General features: G+C 43.2%; 13 protein-coding genes. 3 read left to right on the top strand and 10 right to left on the bottom strand.

What is annotated here, in order from left to right:
• Position 1: 1 nt before the first annotated feature.
• Positions 2-1,090, bottom strand: a complete 1,089-nt coding sequence (locus tag ABXS85_RS11350) for a linear amide C-N hydrolase (RefSeq protein WP_353666647.1) — start codon at positions 1,088-1,090, stop codon at positions 2-4.
• Positions 1,091-1,267: 177 nt separating this feature from the next.
• Here ABXS85_RS11350 and ABXS85_RS11345 point away from each other — a divergent pair, with 177 nt between their 5' ends.
• On the top strand, positions 1,268-1,468 hold the full coding sequence (locus tag ABXS85_RS11345; RefSeq protein ID WP_353666646.1) for a hypothetical protein: 201 nt from the start codon (positions 1,268-1,270) through the stop codon (positions 1,466-1,468).
• A 291-nt stretch (positions 1,469-1,759) separates the two neighbouring features.
• On the opposite strand, the gene ugpC is transcribed toward ABXS85_RS11345, so the two are convergent.
• The 7 genes from ugpC to ABXS85_RS11310 form a co-directional block, all read right to left on the bottom strand.
• A complete protein-coding gene (ugpC, locus tag ABXS85_RS11340; protein ID WP_353666645.1) occupies positions 1,760-2,890 on the bottom strand; it encodes a sn-glycerol-3-phosphate ABC transporter ATP-binding protein UgpC in 1,131 nt (376 codons plus the stop codon).
• Between the two features lie 193 nt (positions 2,891-3,083).
• On the bottom strand, positions 3,084-4,043 hold the full coding sequence (locus ABXS85_RS11335; protein ID WP_353666644.1) for a carbohydrate ABC transporter permease: 960 nt from the start codon (positions 4,041-4,043) through the stop codon (positions 3,084-3,086).
• A gap of 5 nt (positions 4,044-4,048) precedes the next feature.
• A complete protein-coding gene (locus ABXS85_RS11330) occupies positions 4,049-4,915 on the bottom strand; it encodes a sugar ABC transporter permease (RefSeq protein ID WP_353666643.1) in 867 nt (288 codons plus the stop codon).
• 125 nt (positions 4,916-5,040) lie between these two features.
• Positions 5,041-6,396, bottom strand: a complete 1,356-nt coding sequence (locus ABXS85_RS11325) for an extracellular solute-binding protein (RefSeq protein WP_353666642.1) — start codon at positions 6,394-6,396, stop codon at positions 5,041-5,043.
• A 35-nt stretch (positions 6,397-6,431) separates the two neighbouring features.
• A complete protein-coding gene (locus ABXS85_RS11320) occupies positions 6,432-7,430 on the bottom strand; it encodes a LacI family DNA-binding transcriptional regulator (RefSeq protein WP_353666641.1) in 999 nt (332 codons plus the stop codon).
• 212 nt (positions 7,431-7,642) lie between these two features.
• Positions 7,643-8,692, bottom strand: a complete 1,050-nt coding sequence (locus ABXS85_RS11315; protein WP_353666640.1) for a DUF5666 domain-containing protein — start codon at positions 8,690-8,692, stop codon at positions 7,643-7,645.
• A complete protein-coding gene (locus tag ABXS85_RS11310; RefSeq protein WP_353666639.1) occupies positions 8,685-9,503 on the bottom strand; it encodes a DUF6502 family protein in 819 nt (272 codons plus the stop codon). Before ABXS85_RS11310 ends, ABXS85_RS11315 begins: the two co-directional genes overlap by 8 nt.
• Before the next feature lie 181 nt (positions 9,504-9,684).
• Between ABXS85_RS11310 and ABXS85_RS11305 the strand changes: the two genes are divergently transcribed.
• The gene (locus tag ABXS85_RS11305) at positions 9,685-10,200 is read left to right on the top strand and encodes a hypothetical protein (protein ID WP_353666638.1); all 516 of its coding nucleotides are present in this window, start codon (positions 9,685-9,687) and stop codon (positions 10,198-10,200) included.
• Between the two features lie 23 nt (positions 10,201-10,223).
• The gene (locus ABXS85_RS11300; protein WP_353666637.1) at positions 10,224-10,790 is read left to right on the top strand and encodes a hypothetical protein; all 567 of its coding nucleotides are present in this window, start codon (positions 10,224-10,226) and stop codon (positions 10,788-10,790) included.
• Between the two features lie 84 nt (positions 10,791-10,874).
• Here ABXS85_RS11300 and ABXS85_RS11295 read toward each other — a convergent pair whose 3' ends face one another.
• Positions 10,875-11,456 carry a DNA-3-methyladenine glycosylase I gene (locus ABXS85_RS11295; protein WP_353666636.1) on the bottom strand — a complete coding sequence of 194 codons (582 nt, stop codon included), beginning with the start codon at positions 11,454-11,456 and terminating at the stop codon, positions 10,875-10,877.
• Positions 11,453-12,976, bottom strand: a complete 1,524-nt coding sequence (gene dgt, locus ABXS85_RS11290) for a dGTPase (protein WP_353666635.1) — start codon at positions 12,974-12,976, stop codon at positions 11,453-11,455. Before dgt ends, ABXS85_RS11295 begins: the two co-directional genes overlap by 4 nt.
• Between the last annotated feature and the right edge of the window lie 149 nt (positions 12,977-13,125).

Raw genomic sequence — 13,125 nt, 5'->3', positions numbered from 1 at the left:
ATCAGCAATAGTACGCGTAAATGTCATCACACGGTTTCAGCATTTGATCGCCATTGTTTTTAAAACCTGGGCCTTTTATTGAATCGCTAATTAACCAAATTGCACATTCAGTTGCCTCGATTGCTACATCAAACCAAACTGCCCCTACATGCAATTCATCGAAAAAGTAATACTTAAGGTTGGCTGCATCGCTAATGCTGCTCCATAACGTCGTTGGAATATCATCTTCACTTTGTGTGTGTATTGTATTATTGGATGAGATAGAGCCAAATGTGGAACATAGGGTAGGCACGGAGCAAGTTCCCACCATTGTTTTCACCTGTGCTACCCTGTCAACAAAACCTTTTGCGACCCCCGTTAATAATCGATAATAACAAGCTCTTTGAAAGCGCTGAACTGCAGTGTTACCACCTGGTACGGTATAACTGGGGGTGTTATTTATTGCACCAGCACTTTTCAAATTCCATTGAAACAACCAGTAATTCATCATGTTAAGCTGGGTTTGATAATCAGGCTGGTTGGTGGCGACTGAATACTGTTTGCTATGATGTATCTCTATTTTACCTTCTTTGATCCCAAGGATGGCAGAATCGCCTATTTTATCGGATATTGTGAGATACAATTCCGTATCGGCTGTGGGATCACCTGGTACGGTTCCACTTACGAAGAAGACGGTTTGCGTTTTAAAATAGGTGACCACCTCTTGAACGCTTGCAAATGCATCCAAAACAAATTGCCCCCAACGTATGAGACTTAATGCTTTTTGACCTTCGGCAATGTGGTTGTTAAGTGTGGTAGTGGCATCGTATAGAATATTCGCGGTTAAGCCTTCTGTATTCATTCCGTCCGTTGTGCCATAGCCATCCTCTTCAGTACCAATAAGAATCGAAATCGAACTGTATTTTACCTGCCAGGTTAAAACTTGATGGGATTGTAAATTGTATTTTTCAATTTCTGCCGTGCTAAGCCCTATTCTTTCAAGGCCGGTAGGGGAGCGAAAAATCGAACTAGATAGGGGAAATTCCCAATCAAAATTTCGAGCTGTGGTAACCCAATCAGTATCAATGTTGTTTACGATACGAGTGCACATAGATTTATACCATTAAAGGATGAAAAATTAGTAAGACATTGATAATAATGAATTTTAATCTATCGTAAAAGAAGAGAACGGTTAAATTTGATGGGTGAATTGTCATTACGTAATAGCTACTTTTGGTTATTTAATATGGTCGAGTTTTGAAGGGCGGTGGATTAAAAGGAATGTTTTATGATGGCAATAACAATGTTATTTGCAGATGACAGTTTTCTTGACTGGGAATCTTTGTATCAATTGTTATGCGGTTCTTGTGCTTATCTAAAAGAAGGTATTGGTCCTCCTTCATCTTTAGAGGCGTATGGGTGCCGTTGTTCTCGTGCAAAAGGCCAAAGAAGAAACGATTTTACTTGCTTATCTCAAATGACAAGTTAGTCGATTGTTAGTTTGCGAAGACTCGAAGAGATTGTCTATATATGGGTAAATTTGCTGTTTCTGAAGATCAACAAGAACAGGGTATTGGATGAAAGCTATATCAGGTGACTGAAGGTTACGTCATTGAGCAGAAAAAGTTACGCCTCGAATTGAATTGACAGAAAATCATCACTATTGCGCGTTTGGCTTTTGTTAATATTGCAGAAACCGCGCATGCTGGTTTTAACCGCTCAACGTCCATCCTAATGGAAAAAAGCTTCATACATAACTCCCCCATCTATCAAAGGATTATTAATAAAGGTTTTCTCCTGCATTCAGCAACATACCTTGTGTGCTGGTGTCGAATATCAGCACTCTATTTAAATCGACAGATAGGGAAATACGCTGTTTTCGCTGCGTTTCAGAGCGTAAATCCAAACGGGCTTTGGCGTCTTCGCCAGCCAATTTAAACAGGATTTCTTTGTCAAAGCCTAGGTTCTCTACTAGATCCACTTGTATGTCTTGGAATTCAAATAGTGGGTTTTGGCTTGCGTTTAGCGGGTTGGAAAGGAGCTGGCTGTCTTCAAAGAAATCCGGTCGGATGCCAATCAATACACTCTGGTGTGAGGCCAGTGTCGCTTTGTCTAGGTTGGGAATAGACTTAGCTGGAATGCGGTATTGATCAAATACCAGATGATCCTCTTCCACTTTAGCTTCAATCAGATTCATGGCGGGGGAACCAATAAAGGTGGCGACAAAGGTATTAGCGGGTTGTAGGTAAATTTCCATAGGGGTTCCCACCTGCTCTACTATGCCGTCGCGCATTACCACCACGCGATCCCCTAGGGTCATGGCTTCGATCTGATCATGGGTGACGTAAATTGCTGTCATATTGTATTGATGCTGGATACGAGCCATTTCGGTGCGCATGTGATGACGAAGTTTGGCATCCAGATTGGATAAGGGCTCGTCAAATAAATAGACATCCGCATCTCGCGCTAAGGCACGCCCCATGGCCACGCGTTGTCTTTGTCCGCCAGACAAATCCGCCGGTTTTCGATCCAGGTATTCGGTAATTTTCAGCATCTCGGCCACGTCTTTTAAGCGAGTGCGAATGGTGTTTGCATCGGCTCCCGATTTTTTCAGGCCAAATACTATGTTGTCACGAACCGACATGTGGGGATATAAGGCGTAGTTCTGGAACACCATGGCAATGTTGCGTTTATGGGGCGGTAAATCATTAATGGTTTTGTTGCCGACCTGAATGTCGCCTTGAGTAATGTCTTCCAAACCGGCGACCATACGCAAAGTGGTACTTTTACCGCAGCCGCTTGGACCTACTAAGACAACAAATTCGCCGTCTTTGACGTCCAGATTTAGGTTCTTCACTATGGGCAAGTTGCCATAGGATTTGTTGACGTTTCTTAAAATCACAGAACTCATTTTGTACTCCTCAAAACGACTGCGCTCGATGATACTGCGTCAAAAGCTCGCTCAAAATGCTCATTTATAACTATAAATGCGGCTTTGGCATCCTGCGTCGCCCTAACACCTACGTCCTTGTAGGTGTCCGCTTTTTCGCTTACTTTTTCCTTGTCTGATCTTCGCCCGTGACGTTTTTAATTTTGTTAGTTGTTTAGCCTTTCACTCCACCGTCGGTCAGCCCACCTGAAAGATGCCTATTCGCTAACATAAAGCAAATAATGACGGGCAATAACGTCAGCATGGAAGCCGCCATGATGCGATCCCAAATGGCATTTTTAGAGGTGAATAAAGTTTGTAATGCTAAGGGTAAGGTGTGGAAGTCTTGATATTGTTTTAAAAACACTGAGGCAAACAGATACTCATTCCAAGCAATCACAAAGCAGTAAATAAAGACGGTAAACAGCATGGGTTTAGACAGTGGCATTATGATGCGCCAAAACGCCTCTACCCGTGAGCAACCATCCATCATCGCCGCTTCCTCTAAAGAAAAAGGGATGGTTCGGAAGTAGTTGCCCAGCATATACATGGCGACGGGTAAGGTTTGAATCAGATAGATTAAAAACAAACTTAGTAAGGTGCCGCCGACACTGGAAGCCAACCCTACGCTGACGCTCATTTGATAAAGTGGCACCATGAGTAACACACCGCCCACCATATAAACAAACAAGACGCCGTTCGCCATTAAGGATTGCGCTGGAAAGCGTAAGCGAGCAATGGCATAGGCTGCTAGTGAGGCAAGAAACGTTGAACAAATTGCCGTTACAAAAGAAATAGCAAAGGTATTTAGCATGTAGCGACCAAAGGGAAAGACATCACCACCTGAGCTGAATTTGGCGAGAAGTTGTTGTTTTTTCTCTGCCGATAACGCGGGATTGTCTAGCAAGCGTTGAATACTGGCGGGAATGTCGGCTTCTTTGGGCGGCATTAAGCCAAGCAGTTCTTTATAAGCGTCAAGATGCAATACCCTTGGGATCAAAGAAGGGTTACCCCAGTCAATTGGATGCTTTAGCGAAGTGGAGAGAATCTGCAAAAACGGGAAGACACAAAATACCACCAATGAGATCACCAAGGTGTATAGCAACAAAGATTGTAAGCGAGTACGTTTATTCATCATGATCACCATTTAAGAACTTTGCGGACATACAACCAAATGAGCGCCACCAGCACCAAGAGTTGAATGACGGAGATGGTCGCTGCTGTGCCTTGGTCTACTAAACCAGCAAAGGCTTGGTAATAGGTAAATATGGGTAAGGTTTCAACATTAGGAGCGAGTAGATAAACGTCTTCAAAGCGGTTTAAATTCCAAATTACCCGCAACAACACTACAGTCGCGATGACAAAGCGCAGTTCAGGTAAGGTAACGTGCCAAAAACGTCCCCAGGCATTTTGACCATCAATGGCAGCGGCTTCATACAAGTCTTTAGGGACGCTTTGTAGCTTGGCAAGAAACAGCAAATAAGCAATTGGGAAGTGTTTCCAGATATCAAATAAAATCACCACTAATAAGGCGGAGTCAGGATTACCAATCAAGTTTTCTCGGGTGTCCGTTAAATGCAAAACATCCACCACCATGTGGTTATAGATGCCATTTACCGGATCAAAGATAAATTGCCACCCAAACACCACACTGATCACAGGGGCGAAGTAAGGTAACAGAATTAAGCCCCGTGCCAGATTGCGAAAACGAAAGCTTTGATTCATTAATATCGCCGCGGCCAAGCCTAACACTGTGGTACCGATGACAGTGCCAATTAAATAGAGTACGGAAACACCAACCGAATGATAATAGTCGGGATTGCTTAATAAGGATTGATAATTTTGTAAGCCAACAAAGGTCTTATTGCCGTTGAGCTGCACATCGAAAAAGCTCAAATACAGGTTGAACAAAATAGGGTAAACCACCAGCAGACCTATGATACCTACCGCTGGTGCCACCAATTTGAGCCCTAAGCTTGCTTCATTTTTGATTAAAACCGAAGACATAATTGCTTCCCTTTCATTTAACCATCTTGCTCCTCCCCCTTACCAAAGGGGAAGTTGGGAGGGGGTAGAAAACCTCATAGCTAGGTCAATAACCCCCATTCCCTTATCAAAAAAGGCTGGACGGTCTATTCGTTCATGATGGCCTTCATTTCCGCTTCCGCTGCATCGAGAGCGGCTTGCGGATCTTTCCCTTGAATAGTGACATCATAAATCATGCGAGGTATGACGGATTTAGCGAAAATTTCGCCAGATGCTGGGAAGGTTTTGCCTGCCACCACAGAAAAAGAGCGAATGTCATCAAAACCAGAAACAATTTGCTTCATCTTGTCAGCACCGTAGAGTTTAAAGACACCGTTAGGATCATTTAAATACACAGGATCTTCAGCAATGCCCTTGAGCATAGGGTTCATACCACCCGGCGCCATGTGCAAAAAGGTGATGTAACTGGCTGGATCGTAAAGGAACTCAATAAAATCTTGGGTGGCTTTTTGGTCCTCAGAGTCGGCGGTTTTGAGTGCTACTAAACCCGATAAAGTACCATAAGAGGCCGCGCTTTTATGGGTGATAATGGGTGCAAAAGCCGTATTTTTTACCAACTCCGGATCAAAAGTGCCGCCTGTTAGTTCGGCAAAGTTTTCCGAGGAAAGAGAACCTTTTGCCACTTCCGCTAAGGCGAGATCATCCATTATGTAGGTAGAGTAGAAGAACATGCCCATTTTACCTTGTAGGTAATAATCTCTGGCTCGCCAGTTTTGTGGCCCAGGTGGATTGTATTGGGCCAAATCTTTATAGAATTCAATGGTTTCTAGGGTGGCTGGGCTATTAAAAATGAGTTCGCCTTGGGCGTTGAATTCAGCGGCATTATTGGATAAAGCCAGCTGAGTGAAGACTTGCTCTGTATAACTGTCTTGTTTGGTACCGACTAGGATGCCGTATTGGTTGTTGGCTTTGTCGGTTAGTGCCTTAGCGGCGGTTTTGATGTTTTGCCAAGTATTGGGCGCAGCCAAACCTTTTTCATCGAACCAATCTTTACGATACCAAATACCCTGAATCCAGCCATGATAAGGTAAGCCGTAATAGCTTCCGGTGGGTGACGTGAGTGTGGTTAACGCACCAGCGTGAAAGCGCTGTTTGCCAATATCATTGATGACTGCTTGATGGGTATCTGTATCAACAATGCCTTCTTCACCCAACGCCATGATGATTTCAGAATTGACTTCAATAAGTTGCGGTGTGGTGCCGGCGGCGACAGCGGCAGCCATTTGGGTCGCCATTTCGTTTTCATCGACACCTATGACTTTGACTGTGACGCCATCGTTGAGCGCTTCAAAGGTACTGGCAAGTAATTCAATGTTTTGCAGTCGGTCTGACTGAGTTTGCGCTGTCCAGAATTCAATTTCAGCGGCCTGAGATAATGAACTGAATAGTAGGCTACTGGTTGCCCAGACAGCACCTAAAGTGAGAGATTTACAGTGAGTCATTTTATCGTATCCTCTTATTCTTGTTATGGCTTTTTCTAATCAATTCTCGTTTTTACTACTCCTGGTGATAATAGAACCTGTAATTCCTTAACAGGCGTTCCCTTGATGCGCTCTACCATTATGCCAGCCAACTGCTCGCCAACATGCTGTGGAGCGGCTTGTTGAACACTAGTGATGCCCATTTCGGCGGTTAGCTCATCAACGGGCGTATCACAACCAATGACACAGACCTTGGAAGTATCTGTGTGCAATCGCTTTACCGCTAAAGCGGCGCTTCGTGCACTGACGCTGTTTAGACAAATCAGTGCCGTTATATTGGGGCGCTGAAGTAAGAATTCCGCACAAGCTAAGTAGCTTTGTTCCTCATCGAAACTCACTTCTAAAAAGTGCTCGTGACTCAGTGCTATGCCTAATTTTTGGGCTGCATCTTGAATGCCTCGTTGTCTTTCTTTAGCGAAAAAATACCGCTCACTCAAGGTAACAATGCCAATTTGACTGTGTTTTTGTTGCACTAAGTAGGACAAACTCAGCTGCCCTACTTGATAATTATCCAGATCCAACCAAGCAAATTGACTGGCACGTTCAGTGCGACCGTAGCAAACAAAAGGCACATTGAGCTTGAGTAAACGATGAACTTTTGGGTCATTGACCCGTGTACGTAATAGGATAAAGCCATCTTGATCGCCTGCCTTGACGAGGCGCTCAAACTCACTTAATTCATCTTTTCCAGTATCAATGGCAACCACTTGTAATAAGTAGCCTAATGGTTGTAGAAACTGGTGAGCACCGGCTAACACCTTAGCAAGAATGGGGTCAATAAAAAGACTTTGCTGACTTGGAACAATGGCCGTAATGACACGTTTAGCCTGTACCCATTGTCCAGCGCTAGGGTCTTTTAGCTGGTAACCTTGGCGATGGGCTTCTTTGAGCACTCGCTTTTTAGTACTTGGACTAATGTCAGGGTAATCATTCAGTGCACGTGACACGGTAGATACTGACAGGTCTAGCTGAGTCGCAATCTCTTTAATCGACATAGGTTATACGCTGCACCATTCTTATTATTGAGGAAGCTTGTATTATTGCCTTCCTGACACTTTCCATCATTTAAGCTTTCAATTAAAGCATTCAGTGTGCATTTTGTGTTCAGCGAATAATCACCCTAAAACCGAAAATGTTTCGATGCAAAGGTTATTTTTTGCTCATTATTGGTGCAAGATTGGTTGTTTGAGTCAGTCTAAGATAGCCATTATCGATAAGAGCGACCTGATGATCGACTCCTGCCTTGAGATCGGCTTTGTGAGCCGGAGGAGAACCCACTTCTTTGTGAGTCTCGTTGCCATGAGGTGTTACGAGAGTCGTTGCTGCGGCTGTTCCAATTGCTTCGAGTTGAGGATCTCGAGAAATTATCAAAAACACCTTTCTGCTGCTTTCGGGATTGGCTTTTCTGATAACGACGGGAGGATTTTTTCTGTAAAGACCGCCATTGTTTAGATGAAAAGCGTTTTATTTCATTGCCTTTTCGACTTCTTTTTTCGATTAGGTAATTGTCTGCTTTGCCTGAGAATGGCAGTGCTTGTTCATGTCGAATCCAATTAAGTTGGGTGCCTTTTTGAATATATTGACCTCTTAGGGTGATTACTTCTCCTTCTTTAGTGTCAATAATGTCTTTCGGTAAGGCTTGACCAGCAATTTGCCAGCCTTTGTTCGTTTGGAACGTCACCGGAGCAATGACTTGCCAACGTCCCTCGTCTGAAGTGACATTGATATCAGTGGCGAAGAATTCGTCTGCAACAAAGAAACCGCTGACTTTGACATAGTCGTTATTCTTTAACTCAGGCCATGTTCCTGGATAGTCTGCAGAAGGATGAATATTCACACCAAGAATTTTTATGGCAGAAGTGGTTTTTTCGATGCGACCAATAAGAGCATGTTCAATCTGAATTTGTTGAGCGAACCATTCACCATCCACTTCATGAGCAAGTACTTTGACCTGCTGACCTAAACGTAAGGCGTTCTCTTGTGCCGATACGCCATCTAATGAGATTTGAGTATGCGAATCTACTTCAATTTCTTCACCATTGACCCAAATGCTGCCAAATTCAGTGATTGTACCGACAATCCCTGTTCCGCCAAAGCCTCGATCATGATCTTCTTCCGCGGATTTTCCTGTACCACCCAGTCCTCTGTCTTCAGATTGATCATATTTTCCGGTACCACCAAAGCCTCTATCTTCATTGGCTAACACTAAGGATAAACAGGTGAATGTAATGAGGATTGCGCTAAGCCATTTATTCATCTGAATCATCCTTGGTTTGATAAAAATAGGTACCTAAAATGAAACGATAGCTATCTTTTAAAGCTTGCTGATCATCTTGTTTGGCAAATTGTTGAGCTTGTTTATTTAGCTTGACGATCAAGGCTTTACTTTCTTTATCGGCCAAACCCCTTAGTTGTTCCACGGAGGCTGCAGACAAATGGTTATAGAATACAGAACGCTCTGGAAGGGAGGGTTGGTCACCTCTTATATTGTGTTCACAGGTAGCGATATGGTCCGCCGTATTGCGGCCGAAAAATGCCATTTTGGTCGCCAGATCATCAGACGGAAATATGGCTTCTTGGATAAGCCGATAACCTTGTGGCTCTTCTTTAATGATGCCCCTTTGAATTAAATCATCAAGAACCGTGCGTGGTCGAACATCACGGCTGATGGAAATGACTAAAGATTCAAATGAAGGAGTGCCGGTTTTAGGAAGCACCAGAGGCTCGCCCTCATGGTCTAGATACGAACTGTCACCCATCCATAAACTGAGTAGACGAGAAGTCAAAGAAATTTTCTCGGTTTTACTTTGTTCTTCTTCCACTGAAAGGTCTGTTAGGCGTTTTACGTCTTTACGATGTACTCCGCTAATCAAACTGATACGACTTAAGGTGCTCTTTTCTCCTTGTTTCTCTAGCTCTTTTTTTACTTCTTCAACATAAGCCTGTTTTAGCCATTCGTTTAACTCAGGAAAAGTAATGCCGTGACGAACGATGAGTCTAACAAGGGATGCTAGAACCTTTTTTATCGCTTTGGCAATGAGTTGTTTGGTGGCGTTGGTATTCGACATGTACAAGCTTATTTTTAGTCATTATGAAGAAATAGTATGTGTATCTCATTTGATTCGCTATAGGCAATCCTGAATGAGTGAAACAAGTATATAAAAAAATGGTTGACGTGGGAAAAAATTACACGATAATCTTCACATGTTTTGTGGGAAAATATCCCACATTTTAATGAGGAGTATTATTATGGAAATAAAACAAACATACAGAACAGTCTTTTGCATGTTGTTTTGCCTATTTGCATGGCATCAGACATGGGCAAGTGTGGTGGGTGAAGAAACCAATTCTTCCAGTGACAGCAGTGTGGTGTCTTCCGAAACATCAAGTGGCAGTGCAAATGAATCAACCAGCAGTTCAGATGATTCCGTAGCAAGTTCAACGTCTAACACTGGTTCTGCTGTGTCAGAGGAGTCTTCCTCCAGTGATGAAAGCGCCGTTTCCTCCAACAATAGTGGCTCGGTCACAAGTGAAGAAGGGACGAGTGGATCGGATGAAAGTGTGGTGAGAGGTTCTTCCGATGCACGTACAACAGGTGGTTTTTCTTCTTCCTTTGGTCAGAACAGAGATCGTCGTTCTAGTTTTGGTTCTTTTTCTGGTAGCAGAGATTCATTCAGTGGGCGCTCTTCTGGAAATAGAAGTTCAGCCAGTGGGCGTTCTTCTGGTCGAGAATCATCAGGTCGTCGTGGCGGAAATAGACGTTAATAACTTTTTTAAGGGAAAGAAAAATGAATCGATTAATGACAAATAAGGCGCTGGTTGCCTTTGCATCTAGCATATTAACCACTCCACTTTTAGCAGAGACAAGCGCACAAATCGGAGCGGGTTGGCATGCCAGTGATATAACGAATAATACCAGTGTATACGATGCAAAATTTAGCTCACCTGTGTTCTCTGCTCGCTTGCTTCCAAGTAAGCATTTTGCAATTGAGACCAATTATTACTTATCTGGTGGCGGTAGCTTTGATTTAAATGACACATCTGGCTCTTCTTCATTTGAAACTTCTGGATTAGAACTCAACCTTTTGTTTGGCTCTAATATGATGGAGCCGGGTTTTTTTGCTTATGCTGGGGTGGGATATTTTAGTGAGAATTGGGACTCGAATGTCAGTGGTAGTCATTTTAGTGCCAGTGGGTTACAAGCACCTGTAGGCTTAGGTTATAACTTTGGTAATTTCTCAGTGGATTTACAGTATGCTTATCGTGAAGCCAGTGCTTACGATGGCAGTGTGTTTGATAGCGGCAGTGATGTAGAAGCCTCTATTTATCAATTAAGACTCTTGACCAATTTATAATTTCACATTGCCTCTCAAGACAGAAAAGCGTCTTGAGAGGATTTAATCTGCGCATCCCAGTCTAGATATTTCATAAGCAAATCCTCAATTGTTGGGGCGTTGAAACTGACTTCTTAGGCCCTCAATTTTGTCATGGCAATGGCAATCTGTTTCATGATCATTCACCATCCCCATAGATTGCATGAAGGCATATAAAGTGGTGGGGCCAAGAAAAGTCCAACCACGTTTTTTGAGTTCTTTTGCTAAGGCGACGGATTCAGCGCATTGAGTGCGAATCTCGATACTGGGAGTGGGTTCATAACGCCATAAAAAGTGTGCTAGGGAGCCTTCTTGCTCAATTAATTCAATTGCTCTTTGAGCATTATTAATAACGGCCAAAATTTTTCGCTGGTTACGAATAATGTGCTTGTTGGCAAGTAATTGCGCGACTTTATCATCATCAAATTGAGCCATTTGGTAACAGTCAAACTGGTCAAAAGCGAGCCGAAAAGCCTCGCGTTTGGTAAGGATGGTGCGCCAACTCAAACCAGACTGAAAGGTTTCTAAACAGAGCTTTTCGAACAGTTTATTGTCATCGGCGACAGGAATCCCCCATTCATTGTCGTGATATTCAGGAAAATCGGGTGCTGTTTCAGCCCAAGAGCAGCGCTGGAGATGCTTTGTCATGAGCGACTCTCAATCACATGCAAGGCTCGATATTGGTCATAGGCAAACTGATCAGTCATACCACTGATGTAGTCTTGAATCAGCCGGCAACGGAAATACAGTTCCCAAGCATTATCACTAAGTTGGCCTAGCGTTTCTTCTGCAAACTCGGTTTTGAATTCAGTGAGTTGCGACATAGCTTTTTGATAAGCGGCTAATTGGCGGCCGGCTATCTTGTTAAACAGACGACTTTGATAAAGTGGCTTTTTACTTTGTTCTTGGAATAATTGCTCGAAGGTTGTTCGATCAAGCTGCAGCAAAGGCAAATAGATCTCTAGCAGACCAGCAATAATGCGATAGCCTTGTAATTCTTGTCGCTGAACCTCTTCTGAGCAAAATACATACTTGAAGGCGACGGCTTTAAGCGTGTCCAACACGGCGTGCACTAGACTGCCGTCTTCCAGTAGGGCTTGATTATAGTGACCGTCGAATATGGCTTGAATATGGTCAATAAATTGCGTGCTGGCGTAATCAACCGATAACGTATTGACGGCGACGCGGAACTGCACAAAAAAGTCACTTTTTATGCCGGTTTTTTTGTATTGCCAGAGACTGTTGTCAACCAAGTCGGACATTTTTTGTATATCCGTCTTTTCTATTTTAAAGTACTTTTGTTTGTCTTTGACGATCTTAGCAAACTCTTCTTTTAGCCTCGTTAGCAATTCATCGAATTTGAGAATGCCCTTTTCAACCGCATCTTCAATATCGGCAATGCAATAGGAAATATCGTCGGCCGCTTCCATGATATAAGCAAAGGGTGAGCGGTTACCCGGTTGGGTGCTGAGGGTCTGGTTAATGGTGTTAACAATCGATGCTTCGCTTAAATAGAAACCGACTTTCTTTTGCAGATAGGCTTTGGGGTGATCTCTGTCAGGCTTGGATTGATCACCGCGACGTGTGTATTTGATGATACTTGATAATTGCGAGTAGGTCAGATTTAAGGTCTGCAGTGAATGCACAATACGTAGGGCTTGTGCATTGCCTTCAAAGTTTAATAAATCGCTTTTTAAAGGGTTAAGAGAAGCTTGTGAATCGGTAATATCGTTACGTTCAAACAGCTTTTCAATGTGTTCTGAAAACCATTGATTGATGGCGGCTTCGCCAAAATGACCGAAGGAAGGATTGCCTACGTCGTGCATTAAGCAAGCCATCTCGACAATGGACTCAAATTGTCTCTCATGTTGATCTAAACCATAGTGTTTCAGTAAATCTTGCTCGGCGAGTTTCCTGATGATGGTTTGGCTGATGAAGCGTCCTACTTGTTGGACTTCCATGGAGTGGGTCAAACGACTGCGAACAGCAGCATTTCTTTCTAACGGGAAGACTTGCGTTTTTTGTTGCAATCGACGAATGGCGGCAGAGTTAATAATTCGTCCTCTATCACTTTCAAATACACTCAGCGGTGCGACAGATAGGTCATCATTGGGACGAGTATTGTGCAGGCGATCTGTGCGAATCTTCTGGGTAAAGTGAATGTCCATTGTTATAAGCTCCAACCATATGAACCTTGATACTAACTACATATAAGCTTGTGTGCAAAAGTACCATTAATAGTCTATTTTATTGATTGAACTGAAAAAAATGATCTACTAGGAGCTAGCCTTCTCATTAAGAGGCGAACGCTTTTAAC

It is taken from the genome of Marinomonas sp. THO17 (genome assembly GCF_040436405.1).
Classification (GTDB): domain Bacteria; phylum Pseudomonadota; class Gammaproteobacteria; order Pseudomonadales; family Marinomonadaceae; genus Marinomonas.
This window is presented reverse-complemented; position numbering and strand designations above follow the sequence as displayed.